This is a genomic window from Streptomyces sp. NPDC056144, from assembly GCF_042264145.1.
Classification (GTDB): domain Bacteria; phylum Actinomycetota; class Actinomycetes; order Streptomycetales; family Streptomycetaceae; genus Streptomyces.
On record NZ_JBHJVF010000018.1, the window covers coordinates 18,527 to 40,016 of the forward strand.

Sequence of the window (21,490 nt, forward strand, 5' to 3'; positions counted from 1 at the left end):
GCTCCGGCGGTGTACGACTCAGAGACGCTCGGGCGTCCTGATGCCCAGGAGCGCCATGCCCTGGTGCAGCGTCCGGGCCGTCAGCTCGCACAGGAACAGACGGTTCTCGACCTGCTCCGGGGTGTCCGCCTTGAGCACCGGGCACTCCGAGTAGAACGTCGTGTACTGCGAAGCCAGCTGGTACAGGTACGCGGCCAGCTTGTGCGGCGCGTACTCCGCGGCGGTCTCCGCGATCAGCTCGCCGAACGTGTCCAGGTGCAGGCCGAGGGCCCGCTCCGACGGCGCGAGGGCCAGCTCGGCGTGCGCCACCGGCTTCGCGTCGCCCGCCTTGCGCAGGATCGACTGGATACGCGCGTACGCGTACTGGAGGTACACCGAGGTGTCGCCGTTCAGCGAGACCATCTGGTCCAGGTCGAACTTGTAGTCTCGGGCCGCCGACGTCGACAGGTCCGCGTACTTCACCGCGCCGATGCCGACCTGGGCACCACGCTCGGCGATCTCCTCCTCGGTCAGGTCCTGGGCCTTCTCGCGGACGACGGCCGACGCGCGGTCGATCGCCTCGTCGAGGAGGTCCACCAGCCGGACCGTCTCGCCCTCACGGGTCTTGAACGGCTTGCCGTCCTTGCCGAGGACCGTGCCGAACGCCAGCTGGACGGCCTTCACGTCCTCGTTCAGCCAGCCCGCCCGGCGGGCCGTCTCGAAGACCATCTTGAAGTGCAGCGACTGACGGGCGTCCACCACGTAGAGCAGCGAGGTCGCCTTCAGGTTGCCCACGCGGTCGCGGATCGCCGACAGGTCCGTCGCCGCGTAGCCGAAGCCGCCGTCGGACTTCTGGACGATCAGCGGCGTCGGGTTGCCGTCCGGGCCCTTGACGTCGTCGAAGAACACGCAGAGCGCACCCTCGGAGCGGACGGCCACGCCCGACTCCTCGAGGAGGCGGCACGTCTCGTGCAGCATGTCGTTGTAGCCGGACTCGCCGACCACGTCGCCGTCCCGGATGTCCATGTCCAGCTTGTCGAAGACCGAGTAGAAGTAGATCTTCGACTCGTCGACGAACCGCTGCCACAGGGCGAGCGTCTCCTCGTCGCCGGCCTGGAGGTCCACCACCCGGGCACGCGCCCGCGTCTTGAACTCCTCGTCCGAGTCGAAGAGGGCGCGCGAGGCCTTGTACAGCCGGTTGAGGTTCGACATGGCCTCCTCGCCGGAGACCTCGGCCTCCGAGGAGTGGTCCAGCTCGTGCGGGTGCTCGATCAGGAACTGGATGAGCATGCCGAACTGGGTGCCCCAGTCGCCGATGTGGTGACGACGGACCACCGTCTCGCCCGTGAACTCCAGGATCTCCACCATGGCGGCACCGATCACGGCGGACCGCAGGTGGCCGACGTGCATCTCCTTCGCCACGTTCGGCTGGGCGTAGTCGATCACCGTCGTGCCCGCGGCCTCGTTGAACGGCACACCGAGACGCGCGTCCGCGGCACGGGCCGCGAGGGTCTCGATGATCGCCGCGTCCGTGACCGTGATGTTCAGGAAGCCGGGGCCCGAGACCTCGATCTCCTTCAGCACGTCGTTCGCCGGGATCGCCTCGACGACCTTCGTCGCCAGCTCACGCGGATTGCCCTTGAGCTGCTTGGCCAGCGCCAGGATGCCGTTGGCCTGGAAGTCGGCCCGGTCGCTTCGTCGCAGCAGCGGGTCGGCGGACGCGGCCTCCGGCAGGGCTGCCGAGAGTCCGTCCGCGAGGCGCTGCTGCACGGTCGAAGCGAGGGAAGGGACCGAGGCCATGAGCTTCCGTTCCTGTTGAGGGTGAGATCGTCAGGTCTGATTTCGCTTGTCAAGTGTCCCACGGGGGAGCAACGTGTTTTCTCCGCCTGTGGACAAATCCGCACCTGTGGACAACCGCCGCGACTTCCCATCCGTCTGGGAGAATGGACGACGCAGGGCTGTCCCGCAGAACCGTCAAGGAAGAAGGACGTACCGACCGTGGCTCAGAGCAGCACCGAGACCGACTGGGTCTCCCGTTTCGCGGACGATGTCATCGCCGAATCGGAGCGACGTGCGCCTGGCAAACCGGTCGTCGTCGCCTCCGGCCTCTCCCCGTCCGGCCCGATCCACCTCGGCAACCTCCGCGAGGTCATGACCCCGCACCTGGTCGCCGACGAGATCCGCCGCCGCGGGTACGAGGTCAGGCACCTCATCTCCTGGGACGACTACGACCGCTACCGCAAGGTGCCCAACGGCATCGAGGGCGTCGACGAGTCCTGGGCCGAGCACATCGGCAAGCCGCTGACCTCCGTCCCGGCCCCCGCCGGCTCGGCGTACCCCAACTGGGCCGAGCACTTCAAGGCCGCCATGGTCGAGGCGCTCGCCGAGCTGGGCGTCGAGTACGACCCCATCAGCCAGACCGAGCAGTACACCGCCGGCACCTACCGCGAGCAGATCCTGCACGCGATGAAGCACCGCGGTGACATCGACGCCATCCTCGACCAGTACCGGACGAAGAAGGCGCCGAAGAAGCAGTCGCAGAAGCCGGTCGACGAGGCCGAGCTGGAGGCCGAGGAGGGCTCCGGCGCCGCCGCCGAGGACGACGGCTCCGGCGGCACCTCCGGCTACTTCCCGTACAAGCCGTTCTGCGGCCAGTGCGAGAAGGACCTCACCACGGTCACCTCGTACGACGACGACACGACCGAGCTCGCCTACACCTGCACGAACTGCGGCTTCGGCGAGACCGTGAAGCTCAGCGAGTTCAACCGCGGCAAGCTGGTCTGGAAGGTCGACTGGCCCATGCGCTGGGCCTACGAGGGCGTCATCTTCGAGCCCTCCGGCGTCGACCACACCTCGCCCGGCTCCTCCTTCGTCGTCGGCGGCCAGATCGTCCGCATCTTCGACGGCGTCCAGCCCATCGGCCCCATGTACGCCTTCGTCGGCATCAGCGGCATGGCCAAGATGTCCTCCTCGAAGGGCGGCGTGCCCACCGCGGCCGACGCGCTCAAGATCATGGAGCCCCAGCTCCTGCGCTGGCTGTACGCCCGCCGCAAGCCCAACCAGTCCTTCAAGATCGCCTTCGACCAGGAGATCCAGCGGCTCTACGACGAGTGGGACAAGCTGGAGGCCAAGGTCGCCGACGGCACCGTCCTGCCCGCCGACGCCGCCGCCCACTCCCGCGCCGCCCGCACGGCCGCCGGCGAGCTCCCCCGGACGCCGCGCCCGCTGCCGTACCGGACGCTCGCCTCCGTCATGGACATCACCGCCGGCCACGACGAGCAGACCCTGCGCATCCTCACCGAGCTCGACCCGGAGAACCCGGTCACCTCGCTCGACGAGGTCCGCCCGCGTCTGGACCGCGCCGAGAGCTGGATCACCAACCAGGTCCCGGCCGACCAGCGCACCATCGTCCGCGACGAGCCCGACACCGAGATCCTCGGCTCGCTCGACGACGAAGGACGCGAGTCGCTGCGGCTGCTCCTCGAAGGCCTCGACACCCACTGGTCGCTCGACGGGCTCACCACGCTCGTCTACGGCGTCCCGAAGGTCATGGCCGGTCTCGACCCCGAGGCCAAGCCGACGCCCGAGCTGAAGCTCGCCCAGCGTGCCTTCTTCGCCCTGCTCTACAAGCTCCTCGTGAGCCGCGAGACCGGGCCGCGCCTGCCCACCCTGCTCCTCGCCGTGGGCGCGGACCGGGTGCGGAAGCTGCTCGGCGCGTAAGCGAACGGAAAGGGCCACCACTTCCGGATTTCCGGAGGTGGTGGCCCTTCGCCGTACCTGAGGTCAGGGAGTGTCGACCTCGGCCCTCGCCTGCTGCACGCGCTCCTCGGCCTTCGGGACCGCCTGCCGCAGCAGGGCCAGCTCGCCCTCCGGGAACTCCGCCAGGCCGTACCACTCGGCCACCAGCTGAGCCAGCGCGGACTCGGACGGCATCTGGTCGTGCTCGTACACGTACGTGTCCATGGCCTTGAAGACGACTTCCTCGAAGTCGTCGTCCTGAGGCCGCTGCGGCTGCTGCTCGACGTACTCCGGGTACTCGACGAACTGCTCCGGGCCCGGCGGCGGGACGTCCTCCGGGCCCTGGGGGACCGGGACCGGGGTGGGTTCGAGGCCCTCCACGATCTGGGGGTTGTAGTCGCCCTCGTAGGACTCCGGGGAGACCTGGTTGTCCTTGAACCAAGGGTTGCCGGCCGCGTCCACCGCGCCCGCCTCCGCGGCGCCCGGCTGCACCGCGCCCGGCCCCACCGCGACCGGCTCCGGGTGCGGGAGCTGCTGCGGGATCGCCGGGACGGTCTGCTGCGGGATCATCACGGGGGGCTGCGGCTGCTCCGCCGGCAGCACCGCCGGCTCGATGCCCGCCGCCGCCAGGCCCTCCGCCGCCGTCTCCGCCAGCGGCACGCCGTACCGCGCCAGGCGCAGCGGCATCAGCGCCTCCACCGGCGCCTTGCGGCGCCAGCCACGGCCGTAGCGGGCCTGGAGCCGGGCCTGGTAGATCATCCGCTCCTGCTCCAGCTTGATGACCTGCTCGTACGAGCGCAGCTCCCACAGCTTCATCCGGCGCCACAGGCGGAAGGTGGGGACCGGGGACAGCAGCCAGCGGGTGAGCCGCACGCCCTCCATGTGCTTGTCCGCCGTGATGTCCGCGATCCGGCCCACGGCGTGCCGCGCGGCCTCGACCGAGACGACGAACAGGACCGGGATCACCGCGTGCATGCCGACGCCCAGCGGGTCGGGCCAGGCCGCCGCGCCGTTGAACGCGATCGTCGCCGCCGTCAGCACCCACGCCGTCTGCCGCAGCAGCGGGAACGGGATCCGCAGCCAGGTCAGCAGCAGGTCGAGGGCGAGCAGGACGCAGATGCCCGCGTCGATGCCGATCGGGAAGAAGTACGAGAAGGTGCCGAAGCCCTTGTTCACGGCCAGCTCGCGGACGGCCGCGTACGAACCGGCGAAACCGATTCCCGCGATGATCAGCGCACCGGCGATGACGAGGCCGATGAGTATTCGGTGTGTGCGTGTCAGCTGCATCGCGGCCACCCGCGACCCCTCCCGTCAAACGACATCTCGCGCGCACAGAGTGGCACATGTGCGCGAAGCCCGGCCCTCGGGGGAGGGACGGGCTCCGCGCGCATGTGCCTGTCTGGGCAGGTTTGTGACTACTTGTTGGCTGCCGCGACCGCCGCGACGGCCTCCTTCGCGGCCTTCACCGCGCCGGCCGTGATCGACTTCTGCGACGGGGCGTCGGCGCCCGCGTAACCGGCGCCGTTGTACGACAGCAGGACCAGGACGTTGCCCGTGCGGGCGACCACCGACGTGTAGACGAAGTCCTCGCCCGTCTTGCGCACCTGGTACGAGACCGTCTTCGCCTCCTCGCCGACGCCGGTCGCGGCGGTCGTGCTCAGCTTCTTCGCGCCCGGCGTCTGCTGGACCTTGCCGACCTCCTTCGCGAAGTTCTCCTCCGCGCGGTCCTGGCCGCTGCCGAGCGACACGTCGGAGTCGTACCGGTAGAAGGAGACGTCGAGCCAGCGGTACTGGGAACCGTCCACGCCCTTGTCGTCGAGACCGTTCCACGAGCAGCCGGTGCGGCTGTTCACGTCGCTCGACGCGGCCTGCGTGCCCTTCTTGTTCTTCGCGTCCGGCACCAGCGAGGCCGTCGTCTTCGCGGAGATCGCCTTGCAGACCTCGGGCAGCTTCGCGAACTTCGCCGGGGCGACCGTCGGCGTCGGCGAGGGGGTGGGCGTCGCGGAGGCCGACGCGGCCGCCTTGTCGCCCGAGCCCGCCTTGCCGGAACCCGAGCCGGAGCCGTCGGAGCCGGAGGAGCAGCCGGCGGCGACGAGCATCACCGGGACGGCGGCGCAGGCGAGTATGCGGGGGAGGCGCGAGGCTGATCGCTGCATGGTTCCTTCAGTCGCTTGTCGTGCGGTCCGGCGGCCGGTCGGGCCGGCTGCCACGGCCGGCGGGCGGCCACGGGTACGCCGACACGTTACGTGGTCGCCGTCCACTCACGGAGCGGAAGCGGACGGCTACTCCTCCAGGCGCTCGGCGAGCCGGCGGGCCAGCTTCTGGGCCTTCGCCTGCAGTTCTTCGCTGTCGGGGCCCTCCGGGGAACCCGCTGTCTGCTCCCGGTAAGCGATGGTCACGATCACGTTGGATGTGCGGAACACCACGCTGACGGCCCGCTGGAGGCTGTTCGCGCCGACGGTGGTCAGGCGGTCGTCGACGTACGCGATGTCGCCGAGGCCGTCGAGGACGCGGGGTTCGAGACCGGTGGTGTCCGGGTCGGGTGTCGCGTCGGCGGACGGGCTTGTCGTGTCCGCCGTGTCCGTCGGGCCGGGTCCGCCCGGCGTGTTCGTCGGGCTCGTCGCCGCGGCGGTGATGGCGGAGGCGGACGTCGAGGCGGGGGCCGCGGGAGTGGTCGGGGAGGTGGTCCCCGGGGTCTTGCCCGTGGGGGACGGGGAGCCGGTGCCGCCCGTGGGGCTCGGCGGGGTCGTCGGCGGTACGGGGATGCCCGCCGCGAGCTGCTTGCGGAGGTACACCTCCTGCGCCCGGGCGTCGTCGCTCACGGCGGGGTCGTACGAGACCACCCGTTCGATGTCGAGCACGAGCCGGTGGGAGAGCTCCGGGCTGTCCGCCTTCCACGTGCAGCCGACCCGCCGGTCCGTGTCGTACGTGACGGCCGGTGAACCGCGGTACGCCTTCGCGCGCTCCGGATCGGGCAGCGCCTCCGCACCCGGGAGCAGGTCCTTGAGCATGGCCTGCGGGACGGCGCCGCAGGCCTCGAAGAGGGTGGTGTAGCGGCCGGGGGGCGCGAGGGGGACGGTGGCGCCGCCGGCCTTGGCGTCGATCGAGGCCTTGTCGGCCGGGGAACCGGCGGAGCAGCCGGTGAGGGCGAGCCCGAGGCCCAGCCCGAGGGCGCTGGTGAGGACGGCGGCGGCACGTGCCGCGGATCCGGCGCGGCCGGGGGCGTACCTCTCTCGCTGCACGGTCCCAGGCTCCCTTCTCCCGAGGTCTCTTCCCGAAAACTGTTTGCGGCGCGAACCCGGCCGATGGACACAATGTCTATCGCACACGCAGCTGTTGATGCCGGTCCGTTGTCACCTGTACGGGCTTTGGCGCCGGTTTTTGCGTTATCAGACTTTTCGGGGGAATCGAGGAAATATGTCGTACGTCGAGGTGCCGGGGGCGAAGGTACCCATCCGGATGTGGACCGATCCTTCCACGGTCGACGACGGAGCGATGCAGCAGCTCCGGAATACGGCGACGCTTCCGTGGATCAAGGGCCTGGCCGTGATGCCGGACGTGCACTACGGCAAGGGCGCGACGGTCGGTTCGGTGATCGCGATGCAGGGAGCCGTCTGTCCGGCGGCGGTCGGCGTGGACATCGGCTGCGGCATGTCCGCGGTGAAGACGTCCCTGACGGCGAACGACCTCCCGGGCGACCTGTCGCGCCTGCGCTCCAAGATCGAGCAGGCCATCCCGGTGGGCCGCGGCCTGCACCGCGAGGCGGTGGACCCGAAGCGGCTGTTCCAGTTCCCGACGGCGGGGTGGGACGACTTCTGGTCGCGGTTCGACGGGGTCGCGGACGCGGTGAAGTTCCGGCGGGAACGGGCGGCTCAGCAGATGGGGACGCTCGGGTCGGGCAACCATTTCGTGGAATTCTGTATCGATACGTCCGGTTCGGTGTGGCTCATGCTGCACTCGGGTTCGAGGAACATCGGCAAGGAGCTCGCCGAGCATCACATCGGCGAGGCGCAGAAGCTGCCGCACAACCAGGGCCTCGTCGACCGCGATCTCGCGGTGTTCGTCGCGGACACCCCGCAGATGGCGGCGTACCGGCACGACCTCTTCTGGGCGCAGGAGTACGCGAAGTACAACCGCGCGATCATGATGGCGCTCTTCCAGGAGGTCGTCCGCCGGGAGTTCCGCAAGGCGCGGGTGACCTTCGAGCCGGTGATCTCCTGCCACCACAACTACGTGGCGGAGGAGCGGTACGAGGGCATGGACATGCTGGTCACGCGGAAGGGCGCGATCCGGGCCGGCTCCGGGGAGTTCGGGATCATCCCGGGCTCGATGGGCACGGGTTCGTACATCGTGAAGGGCCTGGGGAACGCCGCCTCGTTCAACTCCGCCTCGCACGGGGCGGGTCGGCGGATGAGCCGGAGCGCGGCGAAACGGCACTTCACGACGAAGGACCTGGAGGAGCAGACGCGGGGGGTGGAGTGCCGCAAGGACTCCGGCGTCGTGGACGAGATCCCGGGTGCGTACAAGCCGATCGAGAAGGTCATCGACCAGCAGCGGGACCTCGTGGAGGTCGTCGCGAAGCTGAAGCAGGTCATCTGCGTGAAGGGCTGACGCGGGTCGTCGTGGGTCGTCGCGGGCCGTCGCCGGTCGTCGCGCACGGGAAGGGCCCCGGTACGGATCGCCGTACCGGGGCCCTTTCGCCTGTGCGTCAGAGGTGCGCGGGCGGTCAGAGCTCGCGGTGGACCTTGGTGTTGGAGGCCTGGGCTCGGGGGCGGACGACCAGGAGGTCGATGTTGACGTGCGGGGGGCGGGTGCAGGCCCAGGTGATGGTGTCGGCCACGTCGTCGGCCGTCAGGGGGTCGGCGACGCCCGCGTAGACCTTGGCGGCCTTGTCGGTGTCGCCGCGGAAGCGGGTCGTGGCGAACTCGTCGGTCTTGACCATGCCGGGGGCGATCTCGATGACGCGGACCGGGGTGCCGACGATCTCCAGGCGGAGGGTCTCGGCGAGGACGCGGGCGCCGTTCTTGGCGGCGACGTAGCCCGCGCCGCCCTCGTAGGTGCCGTGGCCCGCGGTGGAGGAGAGGACGACGACCGTGCCGTCGCCGCTCGCTGTGAGGGCGGGGAGCAGGGCCTGGGTGAGGTTGAGGGTGCCGATGACGTTGACCTCGTACATCTGGCGCCAGTCGGCCGGGTCGCCGGTGGCGACGGGGTCGGCGCCGAGGGCGCCGCCGGCGTTGTTGACGAGGACGGCGAGGGCGCGGAAGGCGGTGGCGAACTCGTCGACGGCGGCGCGGTCGGTGACGTCGAGGGCGTAGGCGGTGGCCTGGTGGCCGGCCGCGTTGATCTCGGCGGCGAGGGCCTCGATGCGGTCCTTGCGGCGGGCGGTGAGGACGACGCGGTAGCCGGCGGCGGCGAGCTGCCGGGCGGTGGCGGCGCCGATTCCGCTGCTCGCTCCGGTGATGACGGCGATGGGGGTGCCGGCGGCGGTCATGGTGGCGTGCTCCTCGCGCAGGTGGTCGATTCCGTGGATCGCCCGGTCAGGATAGGTCGGGACGCCCCTCAGCGGCCTCGGGGGGCGTACATGATCAGGGCCATTCCGGCGAGGCAGACCAGTGCGCCGGTGATGTCCCAGCGGTCGGGGCGGTAGCCGTCGGCGGCCATCCCCCAGGCGATCGATCCGGCGACGAAGACGCCGCCGTAGGCGGCGAGGACGCGGCCGAACTCGGCGTCGGGCTGGAGGGTGGCGACGAAGCCGTAGACGCCGAGCGCGATGACGCCGCCGCCGATCCAGATCCAGCCGCGGTGCTCCCGTACGCCTTGCCAGACGAGCCAGGCGCCGCCGATCTCGAAGAGGGCGGCGAGGAGGAAGAGGGCGGCGGAGCGTGCGATGAGCATGGGGAGAGCCTTGCACGGGGGGACGGACACGCGTCTCTGACTGGGTGTCAGGAATTGGGGGTGATGGTGGGTATTTTGTGCTTATGCGAAGAGTCGTCACATCTGTGCTGGGGGTTGCGTGCGCGGGGGCGCTGGCTGTCGGTGCCGCGGTGGGCGCCGGGGCCGTGGGGCCCGGGGTCGGTGACCGGGGTCTGCCCGAGGCGGACCTCGCCCATCACGGGCACGTCTCCCTCTGGGACGGGCGGGTCGGGGTGTGGGTGGTGAGCGAGAACCACGGTCCCTCCGATCTCGGACAGGCGACCGTCCGGCTCGCCTTCTCCGTGCCGATGGCGGGTGAGCAGGCGCTGCCCCCGGACTGCCTGTGGAGCAGCGACCGGGTGGTGTCCTGCCGGACCGGTGCGCTGCGGGCCGCCGGGGCCGCCGGTGAGCTCGCACTCGACCTGCGGACCGCCGGTCTTCCGGACGAGATCACGGTGGAGGTCAGCACGGCCTGGCGGGACGGCAGGATCGACCTGAACCCCAGGAACGACCGCCATCGTGTGCTGGTGCTCGCCACCGGCGATCCCTACGTGTTCTGACGGCCGGTTCGTACAATCCCTGCATGACGCAGAAGAGTTCCGCCCGGCGTGAGGCGCTCATGACCGAGCTGTACGGCGAGGCCCGGCGCTACATGGCCTCCTACGCCCTGTTCAACCAGGCCGTCGCCGACCATCTGCGGCTCCACCCGACCGACGTGCAGTGCCTGAACCTGCTCAGCCTGGAGGACGGGCCGGTGACCACCGGGCGGGTGGCCGAGCTAACCGGGCTCACCACGGGCTCCGCCACGCGGCTCGTGGACCGGCTGGAGAAGGCCGGGTACGTGACGCGCGAGCGGGACACGGAGGACCGGCGGCGGGTCCTGGTGGCGCTCGTGCCCGGACGGATGGCCGAGCTCGCCGCGCTGTGGCGGAAGCTCAACGGCACCTGGGGCACCATGTTCGACGTCTACAGCGACGCCGAGGTCGCGCTCCTCATCGCCCACATGCGGCGGACCGTCGAGGTCAGTGCCGCGCAGGTCGAGCGGTTGCGGAGTGGCGAGCTCGGATAGCGGCGAGCTCGGGTGACGAGGGCGGCTTCTGCTGGCCGGTCCTTCTAGCCGGCCGTCGTCGCGCCGCCGAACTCCGTGAGCGCGTCCGCGACGATGGCCTCCAGGCGGGCGTGGTGGGCGCCGCGCCAGTAGACCCGGCCGCACTCCTCGCACTCCGCGAACACGTCGTACGTCTTCTCCGTGCCCTGCTCCAGGCGCTCGCGCACGGCGTCCTTGTCGGCGGTCGAGAGCTGTCCGTTGCACGCCGTGCAGCGGGTCCAGGGCGCCAGCGGGGGTGCGAAGCGCTCCAGGACGTCGCGGAGCTGCTCCTCGGGGCGGTCGCTGTAGACGTACGCGCCCGCCCAGAGCTCTCTGCGGCGCAGCAGCCCGCGGTCGCGCGAGAGCATCATACGCCGCTCCCGCGCGGAGAGCGCGGCGAGCGCCGGGTCGCCGATGTCCTCGCTCTCGTACGCCGCGTCCACGCCGAGCAGGCGCAGGCGCCGTGCGAGCGTGCCGAGGTGGACGTCGAGCAGGAACCGGAGCGGTGCGCCGGGGACCGTCTGCGGGCGCGCGACCCCCTCCACCTCGACCGTCTCTCCCACGGCCGGGACGTGCGAGGCGGCCACCGGCTCGCCGTCGACGAGCAGGCGTCCGGCCTCGGTGAGGGGGACGCCGAGCGATTCCACGACGTGGCCGAGCGAGGAGGAGCCGTCGGTCGTCACGGGGGTGCGTCCCTTGCGCCGCTCCGCCGAGACGAAGAGGTGCAGGCCGGGGGCGAAGCTGATGTGGATCTCCGGTCCGTTCACGGGGACAGGATGGCACCGGGGTGGGGGAGGGGCCAGGGAATTCCGGGGTGCCCGAGGCGGCTCCGGGCGCCCGGTCAGGGGCGGAAGGCTCTCGCGTGGTCCGTCGTCCACTCGGCGAACGTGCGGGGCGGCCGGCCCGTCAGGTGCTCGACCGTGTCGGTCAGGGGGACCGGGCGGCCGTCGGTGGACGCCCAGTAGGAGAGCAGGGCGTCGGCGAATGGGGCCGGCAGGTGGCCGGTGACCGAGGCCTTCCACTCCTCCGGGGTGATGACGGTGTGGGGCGCGGGGCGGCCCGTCACCCGCTCCACGATCGCGAGCTGTTCGGTGAAGTCCAGCGATTCGGGGCCTGTGAGCAGGTAGGAGGAGCCGCGCAGGCGGGGCTGGGTGAGGACGGCGAAGGCCGCCTCCGCGATGTCGCGCTCGTGGAGGGGGTCGCCGTGGGAGTGGGGGTAGGGGAGGGCGGGCGCGTGTCCGGCCCGGAGGGCTCGGGCCCACTGGAGGGCGTTGGCGGCGAAGGCGCCCGGCTGGAGGTGGGTGGCCTCGAAGGCTCCGGTGTCCGCGACGGCGGCGAGGGCGCGTTCGGCGGCGAGGTGGGAGGTGGCGATGGCGTTCTCCTCGGCGTCCGGGGCGAGCACGGAGCTGGAGGAGAGGAGCGCGATGTGCTCGACGCCGGCGGCGCGGGCCCGTTCGGCGAAGGCGCGGGCGTGGGTCGCCTCGGCGTAGAGGAAGACGGAGTCGACGCCGGCGAGGGCCGTGTCGAAGGTGGCCGGGTCGGCGAGGTCGCAGTGGACGGTGTCGGTTCCGGCGGGTGGTGAGAGGTCGGCGGGGTTCTTGGAGCCGGCTGTGGCCTTGATGCCCGCGGCCGCGAGGAGGTCGAGGAGGGCGGTGGCGACGCGGCCGCGGCCGCCGGTGACGAGGACGTTCGCGGGGGTCTGGGAGGTCATGGCGGAATCCTTGGTCTCTCGTGTCGGATCACTTGCATGAAGAAGAGTCTGCGTTACGCAGATAAATATCCGCGAGGCCGCCGTCTCCGTCAACCCTGAAAAAACCTGGGGTACCGTCCCGGCATGAAGATCATCGACCTTGAGCCCGGCGACCCCAGGCTGGAGAGCGACCTGCTGCCGGTCCTGCTCGAACTCCGCCCGCACCTCACCCCCGCGCTCTTCCGCGAGGTCTACGAGGCCGGACACCCCCAGGGCCTGCGGTTCAGCGCCGCCTACGCCGACGGGGGCCGCTGCGTCGGCGCGGCCGGGTGGCGGATCGTCATCAACACGAGCTCCCTGCGCAAGCTCTATGTCGACGACCTCGTGACCGCGTCCGCCGAGCGCTCCACCGGCGTCGGCCACGCGCTCGTCGAGCACCTGGAGGGCCACGCGCGCGAGGCCGGCTGCCATGAGCTCAACCTCGACTCCGGCACCCATCGCACCGGAGCGCACCGCTTCTATCTGCGCGAGCGCTTCGACATCGCGGCCTTCCACTTCACCCGGCCGCTCACCGCGCCGGACGCCGGCTAGGGCCTGTACGCCCCCTGGGCCAGGTCGAGCCGCCAGTCCCGGCAGGTCATCATGTGCCCCGGCGGGTACTCGAAGGACAGCTCGCCGAGCAGCTCGAAACCGGCCTTGCGGCACACCGCGTTCGACGCGGTGTTCTCCGCGGACGGGAACGCGTGCAGATGGCGGTGCAGGCCCGCGGCCCGGGCCTCCGCCGCCACCGCGCGCGTGGCGGAGGTCGCCACCCCGCGGCCCTGGAAGCCCGGAAGGACCGTCCAGCCCGTCTCGTACACCTGCCGTCCCTCGTGCTCGCGGGCCCAGAAGCCGATGCTGCCCGCCACCGTCTCCTCCGGCAGCAGCACGATCCGGAACATCCGCCCCGCTCCCGTGCGGTCCGCGCTCAGCTTCACGTACCGCTGATGGCGCCGCTCCAGCTGCTCCTCGGTCTCCGGGCCGCCGAGGTGCTCCATCAGCTCCGGCGCGTTCAGGGCGCGCAGCAAGCCCGCGTCCTCCTCGGACCAGGGCTCCAGGCGCACGCCCCCGGCATCGGCATCGGTGTCCGTGTCCGTGTTCGCGTTCCCGTTCGTGTTCGTCATGATCGAACGGTAGGTCAGGGCACTGACAGGCCCCGGGCGTACGCCGTCGGGGGCACCCCGATCGTCGCCGTGAAGTCCCGTACGAGATGCGCCTGGTCGCTGTAGCCCAGCTCGGCCGCGAGCGCCGGCCAGTCCACGGCGGCCTCCACCGTCCCCGCCGACTCGGCGCGCTCCAGGGCCTCGTGGATGCGGTAGCGCAGGATCACCCACTTCGGGCCCACCCCGACGTGGGAGGCGAACAGCCGCTGCAGCGAGCGGGCCGACAGGCCCGACGCGGCGGCCAGCTGCGAGGCCCTGCGGATCGCGCGGTCCGCGCGGGCCAGGTCCACCAGCTCCATCGCCTGCGCGGCCACCGGATCGGGCGCCGGGCCGAGAGCCAGGAGGAAGGCGTCGAGCGCCGCCACGCGCTCCCGGTCCTCGTCCGGGGACAGGACGCTCGCGACCGCGCCCTCCGGAACCTCCGGGAACACCTCGCCGAGCGGCACCCGGCGGCTCGTCCACGCCGACACCGGCCACGCGGGCGCGAACGGACGGAAACCGCCCGGCCGGAACTGGATCCCGCAGACCCGGCCCGTGCCGGACAGCCGCTGCGTGAAGAGGCCGAGGCCGATCCCCGAGACCTCGGCGGACGCCGCGGCCTCCTCCGGCGGGCCGCCGAGCCTGCCGTAGCGCTGGAAGACCACGTTCACCGACGGGTGCGGGACGACCTGGGTCGCGTACGGCTCCGGCAGCGCCCAGTCGATCAGCCAGTAGTGCTCAAGGAAGGGCCGCAGCTCGGGCGCGGGCGTGTGGCGGCGGAAGCGGACCCGGGCGAGCAGTTCGGCGGGGTCGACGATGCCCCGGGTGTCCGTGCGCGGAGTCCCGGTGTCCGTGCACGGCGTCCCGGTGTCCCTGCGCGGAGTCGGGGTGGCCATGGCGCGCGTACTCCTGACGTGTTTCTTCAAGACGGCTGCCGCCATGATCGCCTAGCGTCGATTCCATGACGAACCAGGACCTTCCCCGCATCGCCGATCTGCTGCACACCGCCGCCGCGCAGGCCGCGCCCCTGGTCGGCGGCATCGACGACGCCTCGCTCGACGCGCCCACGCCCTGCTCCGAGTACGACGTGCGGGCGCTGCTCAACCACCTCTTCGCGGTCGTCGTGAACTTCCAGGCCCTCGCCGCCAAGCAGCCGGCCGACTTCTCCGAGATCCCCGACCGGGTTGCCGAGGCCGACTGGCGGGACCGTTTCGCGGCGGAGGCCGGGAAGCTGGTCGCGGCCTGGGCGGAGCCGGGCGCCGACGAGGGCACCTCCGGCGCGATGGGGCTGCCCGCGCGGACCGTCGGCTCCATGGTGCTGCTCGACCTGACCGTCCACGCCTGGGACCTGGCCCGCGCCACGGGGCAGGCCTTCGAACCCGACCCGGCCGTGGTGGACGGGCTCGTCGGGGAAGTGGAGAAGATGGCGCCCATGGCCCGGGAGATGAGCGTCTTCGGCGACGCCGTCGAGCTGCCCGGGAGCGCCTCCGTCTTCGAGCGCCTGCTCGCGACCACCGGCCGCGACCCGCACGCCTGGGCGGCCTGACCCGCGCCGTCGGCGGGGGCCGGCCCCCGCCGACGGCGGTGTCTCAGCGCAGACGGCCCGGGGCGGTCAGGGAGAGACGGGAGACGAGCCGGCCGAAGGCGGCCTCTTCCTCCTCGGTCAGGGTCACCGACTCCTGCGGGTGCCAGACGCGCTCCAGGGGCGTCGCCGCCGCACGCTCCCGGCGGTCGCGGGCACGGCTGCGCAGGCTCATCGTCAGCCAGATCACCGTCGACGCGGCGAGCAGGGCGAAGAGCGTGATCACGCGGGGGTCAGAGAACTGGCCGGGGAAGGACATGGCGCACTCCAGGACGTGAGAAGCCCTCCGTACGCGAGCGCCCTGGCAGAGGCGCGCGGGTACGGCAGGCGGTGGTGATTCCTGCTGCTTCCTCCCGACCCGGTCAGTTAACACCACCCTGGGGGTCTTTCGGCAGGGGGGTTCGGGACCAAAGTCCCGAAAAGGGGTTGTCCACAGGTTCCCGGGGGCCCTCTTGTGCGGGCTTCGCCGTCGCTCCACTGTGGCGGGAGGAGACAGAACGCGTCGGGGAGGGAGTGCCCGCATGTCCGGAGCGCAGCCGTGGGCTTTCACGGACGACAGGGGTGTGGAGTCGGGCGCGGCCCGAGTGCCGGAGCGGATCGTGGCGTACGTACGGGCCGGGGCCGCGCTGCTCGATGCGGGGGTGCCGCCGGTCGCCGTCTACGGGTCGGGGCACGACGGGGCCGTCCTCGATCCCGCCAAGGCCGGTCGCCTCGGTGAGGCCGGTGTGGCGTATCTCGGCGGAGGGCGCGGGCTCGACGAGGGGGTGCTCGGGGGGCCGCGGCCCGAGCTGGTGGTCGACGTCACCTACGACGGCAAGAGTCCGTACGCCCTCGACGAGGCGGTCGTCGAGCGGCTGGGGATACCGCTCGTCGTGCTCTCCGTCGGCAACGAGCTCGGCCTTCCCGGGATCCTCGGGCGCTTCGGCGCGCTGGCCCGCTCCCTCGGGGGAGACCCGTCGCCCGCCGGGCCCCGGGGCGGTCTCCCGGAGGCGGAGGACGCCCTTCGGGAGGCGGCCGGGCGGAGCCGGCTCTCCGTCCTCGCGCTCTCCGGCGGCGGGCCCGAGCAGGTCCATCTCGCCCGGCCCGGGGCCTGGCCGGAGCTGGGGCGGCTCGCCGCGCTCGGTGTCCGGCTTCTCGATCCGGGGCCCGGCGCCGGCGTCAACTGGCTGACCACGGACTGGGAGCGTGCCGGTGAGCTCCGGCCGGACGTGGTGCTCTTCGACAACCGGGCGCACGCGGCTCCGCCGAGCTCGTACGGGATACCGGGCGCCGTCCGGCTCGTGCCCTGGAACCCCGAGACGCCGCCGAGTCCGGACGCCTACGCGCGCTTCTTCCGCGACCTGACGGAGTCCCTGGACTCCTGAGCTAAGCGGGCGTCAGGCGGGTGCGGAGCGAGGTCGCGAACTCCTCCGCGCGGGCCAGCTGGGTGCGCAGCTCGTCGACGCGTTCCGCCGCCGCCTGCTCGTAGCGGCGGACGCGGTCGACGAGCGCCGCGCGGTCCTCCGGGGTCAGTTCGGTCTCCGTGCCCGGGCGGTCGGCGGTCAGCAGGTCCACGGCCGTGAGCAGGTCGCGGGTCTCGTCGAGCGTGAAGCCGAGCGGCTGCATGCGGCGGATCACCATCAGGCGGGACACGTCGGCGTCCGTGTAGAGGGGGAAGCCGCCCGGCGAGGCCGCCGAGGGCACCACCAGGCCGATGTCCTCGTACTGGCGGATGGTGCGCAGGGACAGTTCCGTCCGTGCGGCGACCTCCCGGAGCTGCATGGGCCCGCCGGTCGTCCGTACTCCGCTCACACGCGTCACGTCCTCTCCCGAGCGTCCGATGACGGACGTTCCACCCTGCGCATTACATCTGACTCGTCCGATTCGTCCTAACTTCAGCACTTATGAATGCCGGGAGTGTCGCGAAACGCCCGGCGACGGGCCCGAGTGGCCCCCCAAGACACCTCTTACGGCCACACCAGGCAGTACGGCTGATGTCCCGCCTCGTGCAGGCGGACGGAGAAGTCCTGCCACTCGTGGAGCAGCTGGTAGACGTCGAAGGCGTCGCGCGGGCCGCCGCGGTCCGGGACCGTGGACCAGATGAAGGCGGCGGCGCCCACCGACTCCTCGCCGATCCCGCGCAGCGGGTCGACGACGGTCATCGGGAGCTTCACGACGGCGTAGTCGGGGTGGAGCACGACCAGTTCCAGCGGGGGCACCCTGTGCAGGGGCATGCCCTGGATGCCCGTGAGGACCATCGCCGCTATGGTCTCGGGCTTGATCTTGGTGAACATGCCGCCCATGCCGAGCTCGTCCCCGCCGAGCTCCTCCGGGCGCATCGAGATCGGGACGCGCGCGGCCGTGGCGCCGTCGGGCGCGCCGAAGTACTTGTACGTCACCCCCAAGCGGCCGCTCCCGCTTCCGCCGGCCGACTCGTCCGCGGGGCCCGACGCTCCCGGAACGGTCGGGTTCCCGGAGGCCGGGTCTTCGGACCGCCGGCGCCGGTGCCTGCCCCGCCGGGCAGACTCCGGACCCAGGTCGCCCGTCCCCTCGCCCGGTCCGCCACCGCGATGCATATCTCCACCCGACTGCTTTTTCTCGGCAACACGACCCCGCCGCGCAACCCGATCATCGTGTCAGTGACCTCCCCCGCACTCGTACGGTGAAACACCTGTCCGCAAGAACGTCGTGGCCTCTGACACCATGGATTCCGTGAGCCATCCCTATGACGCCCCAGTTTCGCAGACGCGACGGACAACCGCCCCGGCGTAATCAGGGGGTGTCCTCACCGTCTCGTCCGTACTCGCAGCCGTATTCGCAGGTCAGGATCACAGTGCCGTATTCATACGAAGCCCCAGTCTCACAGACGCTTTTCGACCGCGCGTCCCTCGTGACGCCCGGCGGCGTGAACTCGCCGGTGCGTGCCTTCCGAGCCGTGGGCGGTACGCCCCGGTTCATGGTCTCCGGTACCGGTCCGTACCTCACCGACGCCGACGGTCGTGAGTACGTCGACCTGGTCTGCTCGTGGGGACCGATGATTCTCGGCCACGCACACCCCGAGGTCACCGCCGCCGTGCAGGAGGCCGTGGCCCGCGGCACGTCCTTCGGCACGCCGGGCGAGGGCGAGGTCGCGCTGGCGGAGGAGATCGTCGCGCGCGTCGAGCCCGTCGAGCAGGTCCGGCTCGTCTCCTCGGGCACCGAGGCCACGATGTCCGCGATCCGGCTCGCCCGCGGGTTCACCGGTCGCGCCAAGGTCGTGAAGTTCGCCGGCTGCTACCACGGTCATGTGGACGCGCTGCTCGCCGCGGCCGGTTCCGGTGTCGCGACCCTCGGTCTGCCGGACACCCCCGGCGTGACCGGCGCCCAGGCCGGGGACACGATCGTGCTCCCCTACAACGACCTGGAGGCCGTGCGGGCCGCGTTCGCCGCGCACCCGGGCGAGATCGCCTGCGTCATCACCGAGGCCTCCCCGGGCAACATGGGCGTCGTCCCGCCGCTGCCGGGCTTCAACCAGGGCCTCGCGGACCTGTGCCGGGAGGCCGGCGCGCTGTACATCTCCGACGAGGTCATGACCGGCTTCCGTACGTCGAAGGCCGGCTGGTACGGCGTCGACGGCGTCAAGGCCGACCTGCTGACCTTCGGCAAGGTCATGGGCGGCGGCTTCCCGGCCGCCGCGTTCGGCGGCCGCGCCGACGTCATGGGCCACCTCGCCCCGGCCGGCCCGGTCTACCAGGCCGGCACGCTCTCCGGTAACCCGATCGCGACCGCCGCCGGTCTCGCGCAGCTGCGGCTGCTCGACGACGCCGCGTACGAGAAGGTCAACGCGGTCTCCCGGGAGATCCAGGGCCTCGTCACCGACGCCCTGGCGAAGGAGGGTGTCGCGCACCGGCTGCAGACCGCCTCCAACATGTTCTCGGTCTTCTTCACCGCCGACGAGGTGCGGAACTACGACGAGGCGAAGGCGCAGGAGGCGTTCCGCTTCAACGCCTTCTTCCACTCGATGCTCGCCGACGGCGTCTACCTGCCGCCGTCCGCCTTCGAGTCCTGGTTCGTCTCGGCCTCGCACGACGAGCGGGCGATCGAGCGGATCGCCGCCGCCCTGCCGGCCGCCGCGCGCGCCGCCGCGGAGGCGACCGCATGAGCGAGGCCGTGAACCCCCCGAAGAGCGACGAGGACATCACCGTCGTCCACCTCATGCGGCACGGCGAGGTCCACAACCCCGACGGTGTCCTGTACGGGCGCCGCGCCGGCTACCACCTGTCCGACCTGGGCCGTCAGATGGCGGACCGGGTCGCCGAGCACCTGGCCGGCCGGGACATCACGCACGTCGTCTCCTCTCCTCTGGAGCGGGCGCAGGAGACGGCCACGCCCGTCGCCAAGTCGCACGGTCTCGACCTGGCCATCGACGAGCGGCTGATCGAGGCGGCGAACGTCTTCGAGGGCAAGACCTTCGGTGTCGGTGACGGGGCCCTGCGCAAGCCGGGCAACTGGAAGCACCTCACCAACCCGTTCCAGCCCTCGTGGGGCGAGCCGTACGTCGAGCAGGTCGTCCGGATGATGGGCGCGCTGGACGCGGCGAAGGACGCGGCCCGCGGGCACGAGGCCGTCGCCGTCAGCCACCAGCTGCCGATCTGGATCGTCCGCAGCTTCGTGGAGAAGCGGCGTCTGTGGCACGACCCGCGGCGGCGGCAGTGCACCCTCGCCTCGCTGACCTCGTTCACGTACCGCGGCGACAAGATCGTCTCGGTCGGGTACAGCGAGCCGGCCCGGGATCTCGTCCCCGCGCACCTGCTCGCCGGCGCGAAGCCGGTGAAGGGGAAGTCGAAGGCGTTCGGCGCGTAGCCGAGCAGAGCCGAGCCGAACGAGCGGCGCACGCCCGGCGAAGCGCTATTGTCAGGGCGGTCAAGAGGTGTCCATGCCAAGCGACACCAACCGGCCGCCCTGAAATTTTTGTGCTAATTCCCGGAACCTCCGTGTTCCGCCCTGCATCTCACTCATTGTCGGTTTGGATGACGTTTCGGTAGTACGTCAGCGCGAATGGGGATGTTCATGCGCGGGATCAGCGGAATCAGTCGAAGGGGACTTCTCGGGGCGGGTGTCGGGGCCGCGGCGGCCATCGGGATCGCCGGGTGCGGCACCGGTGACGACAAGAAGCCAGGGCGTTCCGGTCCCGGCAAGGGCGGTGACACCGCGACCGACGCGACGACTCCCGCCCCCACCAAGGACGACGCCCGGCTCATCGGCGACGGTTCCACCGCCGACACCGGCAAGCAGCCGCACCAGCCCGACGCCCCCGTCCCGCTCGAACCCGGCCAGACCCCGCCGCAGTTCGTGGTCTTCTCCTGGGACGGCGCCGGCGAGGTCGGCAACGGCCTCTTCCCGCGCTTCCTCGAACTCGCGAAGAACCACGACGCGGCGATGACCTTCTTCCTCTCCGGGATCTACCTCCTCCCCGAGTCGAAGAAGAACCTCTACCGCCCGCCGAACAACCGCGTCGGTGCCTCCGACATCGGCTACCTCACCGACGGCCACATCAAGGACACGCTCAAGTACGTCCGGCAGGCCTGGCTCGAAGGCCACGAGATCGGCACCCACTTCAACGGCCACTTCTGCGGCGGCTCCGGCTCCGTCGGCAACTGGACCCCGGCGCAGTGGCAGAGCGAGATCGACCAGGCGATGAAGTTCGTCACCGAGTGGAAGACGAACAGCGGCTGGACCGACCTCGACCCGCTGCCCTTCGACTACTCGAAGGAGCTCGTCGGCGGCCGTACGCCCTGCCTCCTCGGCCAGGACAACCTGCTGCCCACCGCCAAGCGCCTGAACTGGCGTTACGACGCCAGCTCGCCGGGCGGCCGGCAGACCTGGCCCGTCAAGCGCCAGGGCATCTGGGACCTGCCGCTCCAGGCCGTGCCCTTCCCCGGGCACTCCTTCGAGGTCCTCTCGATGGACTACAACATGCTCGCCAACCAGTCGAAGAACACCACCAAGGGCATGCCCTCGCGCTACCCGGGCTGGCGCAAGCAGGCCACCGACGCGCTCCTCGGCGGCTTCAACCGCGCGTACGAGTCCAACCGTGCGCCCTTCTTCGTCGGCAACCACTTCGAGCAGTGGAACGGCGGCATCTACATGGACGCCGTCGAGGACGCGCTCAAGGGCATGGCCGGCAAGAAGGATGTCCGACTTGTCTCGTTCCGTCAGTTCGTGGACTGGCTCGACGTCCAGGACCCGAAGATCCTCGCCAAGCTGCGCGGCCTTGAGGTCGGACAGAAGCCGGCCGGCGGCTGGAACGCGTACCTGAGGCCCGCCGCGACCGCGAGCGCCACGACCGCGCCGTAGTCGTC

General features: G+C 71.3%; 23 protein-coding genes. 10 read left to right on the forward strand and 13 right to left on the reverse strand.

Annotation, left to right across the window (positions count from 1 at the left end; translation table 11 throughout):
* Positions 1–18 precede the first annotated feature (18 nt).
* Entirely contained in the window at positions 19–1,779 is a 1,761-nt protein-coding gene (gene argS, locus ACFC0Z_RS33500; RefSeq protein ID WP_376446147.1) for an arginine--tRNA ligase, read from the reverse strand.
* A 198-nt stretch (positions 1,780–1,977) separates the two neighbouring features.
* Here argS and lysS point away from each other — a divergent pair, with 198 nt between their 5' ends.
* Positions 1,978–3,699: a lysine--tRNA ligase gene (gene lysS / locus ACFC0Z_RS33505; RefSeq protein ID WP_376446150.1), complete on the forward strand. Its 1,722-nt coding sequence runs from the start codon at positions 1,978–1,980 to the stop codon at positions 3,697–3,699.
* 63 nt (positions 3,700–3,762) lie between these two features.
* Here the strand turns inward: lysS and ACFC0Z_RS33510 are convergent, their stop codons facing one another.
* The 3 genes from ACFC0Z_RS33510 to ACFC0Z_RS33520 all read right to left on the reverse strand — a co-directional run bounded on the left by ACFC0Z_RS33510 (position 3,763) and on the right by ACFC0Z_RS33520 (position 6,959).
* Entirely contained in the window at positions 3,763–5,013 is a 1,251-nt protein-coding gene (locus tag ACFC0Z_RS33510; RefSeq protein ID WP_376446152.1) for a DUF2637 domain-containing protein, read from the reverse strand.
* A 119-nt stretch (positions 5,014–5,132) separates the two neighbouring features.
* Positions 5,133–5,873 carry a DUF3558 domain-containing protein gene (locus ACFC0Z_RS33515; protein WP_376446155.1) on the reverse strand — a complete coding sequence of 247 codons (741 nt, stop codon included), beginning with the start codon at positions 5,871–5,873 and terminating at the stop codon, positions 5,133–5,135.
* A gap of 126 nt (positions 5,874–5,999) precedes the next feature.
* Positions 6,000–6,959: a DUF3558 domain-containing protein gene (locus ACFC0Z_RS33520; protein ID WP_376446158.1), complete on the reverse strand. Its 960-nt coding sequence runs from the start codon at positions 6,957–6,959 to the stop codon at positions 6,000–6,002.
* Between the two features lie 175 nt (positions 6,960–7,134).
* Here ACFC0Z_RS33520 and ACFC0Z_RS33525 point away from each other — a divergent pair, with 175 nt between their 5' ends.
* Positions 7,135–8,328, forward strand: coding sequence for an RtcB family protein (locus ACFC0Z_RS33525; RefSeq protein ID WP_376446161.1), 1,194 nt, complete (start codon positions 7,135–7,137; stop codon positions 8,326–8,328).
* Between the two features lie 115 nt (positions 8,329–8,443).
* Here the strand turns inward: ACFC0Z_RS33525 and ACFC0Z_RS33530 are convergent, their stop codons facing one another.
* Both ACFC0Z_RS33530 and ACFC0Z_RS33535 read right to left on the reverse strand, forming a co-directional pair.
* Complete coding sequence (locus ACFC0Z_RS33530; RefSeq protein ID WP_376446164.1) at positions 8,444–9,208, reverse strand: SDR family NAD(P)-dependent oxidoreductase; 765 nt, start codon at positions 9,206–9,208, stop codon at positions 8,444–8,446.
* Positions 9,209–9,276: 68 nt separating this feature from the next.
* Entirely contained in the window at positions 9,277–9,612 is a 336-nt protein-coding gene (locus tag ACFC0Z_RS33535; RefSeq protein ID WP_376446166.1) for a YnfA family protein, read from the reverse strand.
* A 164-nt stretch (positions 9,613–9,776) separates the two neighbouring features.
* On the opposite strand from ACFC0Z_RS33535, the gene ACFC0Z_RS33540 reads away from it, so the two are divergent.
* A complete protein-coding gene (locus tag ACFC0Z_RS33540; protein ID WP_376446169.1) occupies positions 9,777–10,190 on the forward strand; it encodes a hypothetical protein in 414 nt (137 codons plus the stop codon).
* A 23-nt stretch (positions 10,191–10,213) separates the two neighbouring features.
* Positions 10,214–10,699, forward strand: coding sequence for a MarR family winged helix-turn-helix transcriptional regulator (locus tag ACFC0Z_RS33545; protein ID WP_360811382.1), 486 nt, complete (start codon positions 10,214–10,216; stop codon positions 10,697–10,699).
* Between the two features lie 44 nt (positions 10,700–10,743).
* Here the strand turns inward: ACFC0Z_RS33545 and ACFC0Z_RS33550 are convergent, their stop codons facing one another.
* Together ACFC0Z_RS33550 and ACFC0Z_RS33555 are read right to left on the reverse strand one after the other, a co-directional pair.
* On the reverse strand, positions 10,744–11,484 hold the full coding sequence (locus ACFC0Z_RS33550) for a Mut7-C RNAse domain-containing protein (protein ID WP_376446173.1): 741 nt from the start codon (positions 11,482–11,484) through the stop codon (positions 10,744–10,746).
* A 74-nt stretch (positions 11,485–11,558) separates the two neighbouring features.
* The gene (locus ACFC0Z_RS33555) at positions 11,559–12,428 is read right to left on the reverse strand and encodes an NAD(P)H-binding protein (RefSeq protein WP_376446176.1); all 870 of its coding nucleotides are present in this window, start codon (positions 12,426–12,428) and stop codon (positions 11,559–11,561) included.
* 123 nt (positions 12,429–12,551) lie between these two features.
* Between ACFC0Z_RS33555 and ACFC0Z_RS33560 the strand changes: the two genes are divergently transcribed.
* Entirely contained in the window at positions 12,552–12,998 is a 447-nt protein-coding gene (locus tag ACFC0Z_RS33560; RefSeq protein ID WP_376446178.1) for a GNAT family N-acetyltransferase, read from the forward strand.
* Here the strand turns inward: ACFC0Z_RS33560 and ACFC0Z_RS33565 are convergent.
* Positions 12,995–13,570 carry a GNAT family N-acetyltransferase gene (locus ACFC0Z_RS33565; protein WP_376446181.1) on the reverse strand — a complete coding sequence of 192 codons (576 nt, stop codon included), beginning with the start codon at positions 13,568–13,570 and terminating at the stop codon, positions 12,995–12,997. The two genes, ACFC0Z_RS33560 and ACFC0Z_RS33565, sit on opposite strands and share 4 nt — an antisense overlap.
* A gap of 14 nt (positions 13,571–13,584) precedes the next feature.
* On the reverse strand, positions 13,585–14,484 hold the full coding sequence (locus ACFC0Z_RS33570; RefSeq protein WP_376446184.1) for a DUF6597 domain-containing transcriptional factor: 900 nt from the start codon (positions 14,482–14,484) through the stop codon (positions 13,585–13,587).
* A gap of 65 nt (positions 14,485–14,549) precedes the next feature.
* On the opposite strand from ACFC0Z_RS33570, the gene ACFC0Z_RS33575 reads away from it, so the two are divergent.
* Positions 14,550–15,134: a TIGR03086 family metal-binding protein gene (locus ACFC0Z_RS33575; RefSeq protein WP_376446186.1), complete on the forward strand. Its 585-nt coding sequence runs from the start codon at positions 14,550–14,552 to the stop codon at positions 15,132–15,134.
* A 43-nt stretch (positions 15,135–15,177) separates the two neighbouring features.
* Here ACFC0Z_RS33575 and ACFC0Z_RS33580 read toward each other — a convergent pair whose 3' ends face one another.
* Entirely contained in the window at positions 15,178–15,429 is a 252-nt protein-coding gene (locus ACFC0Z_RS33580; RefSeq protein WP_376446188.1) for a hypothetical protein, read from the reverse strand.
* 262 nt (positions 15,430–15,691) lie between these two features.
* On the opposite strand from ACFC0Z_RS33580, the gene ACFC0Z_RS33585 reads away from it, so the two are divergent.
* Positions 15,692–16,534 (forward strand): ABC transporter substrate-binding protein, encoded by an 843-nt coding sequence (locus tag ACFC0Z_RS33585; protein ID WP_376446191.1) that lies wholly within the window; start codon positions 15,692–15,694, stop codon positions 16,532–16,534.
* 1 nt (position 16,535) lies between these two features.
* Here the strand turns inward: ACFC0Z_RS33585 and ACFC0Z_RS33590 are convergent, their stop codons facing one another.
* Both ACFC0Z_RS33590 and ACFC0Z_RS33595 read right to left on the reverse strand, forming a co-directional pair.
* Positions 16,536–16,931: a MerR family transcriptional regulator gene (locus ACFC0Z_RS33590; protein WP_376446322.1), complete on the reverse strand. Its 396-nt coding sequence runs from the start codon at positions 16,929–16,931 to the stop codon at positions 16,536–16,538.
* 185 nt (positions 16,932–17,116) lie between these two features.
* On the reverse strand, positions 17,117–17,725 hold the full coding sequence (locus ACFC0Z_RS33595; RefSeq protein WP_376446194.1) for a hypothetical protein: 609 nt from the start codon (positions 17,723–17,725) through the stop codon (positions 17,117–17,119).
* 257 nt (positions 17,726–17,982) lie between these two features.
* On the opposite strand from ACFC0Z_RS33595, the gene hemL reads away from it, so the two are divergent.
* The 3 genes from hemL (at position 17,983) to ACFC0Z_RS33610 (ending at position 21,485) form a co-directional block, all read left to right on the forward strand.
* Positions 17,983–19,290 carry a glutamate-1-semialdehyde 2,1-aminomutase gene (gene hemL, locus ACFC0Z_RS33600; RefSeq protein WP_376446197.1) on the forward strand — a complete coding sequence of 436 codons (1,308 nt, stop codon included), beginning with the start codon at positions 17,983–17,985 and terminating at the stop codon, positions 19,288–19,290.
* On the forward strand, positions 19,287–19,991 hold the full coding sequence (locus ACFC0Z_RS33605; protein WP_376446200.1) for a histidine phosphatase family protein: 705 nt from the start codon (positions 19,287–19,289) through the stop codon (positions 19,989–19,991). The genes hemL and ACFC0Z_RS33605 overlap by 4 nt, the downstream gene beginning before the upstream one ends.
* Positions 19,992–20,207: 216 nt before the next feature.
* Positions 20,208–21,485, forward strand: coding sequence for a hypothetical protein (locus tag ACFC0Z_RS33610; RefSeq protein ID WP_376446325.1), 1,278 nt, complete (start codon positions 20,208–20,210; stop codon positions 21,483–21,485).
* Positions 21,486–21,490: the final 5 nt, after the last annotated feature.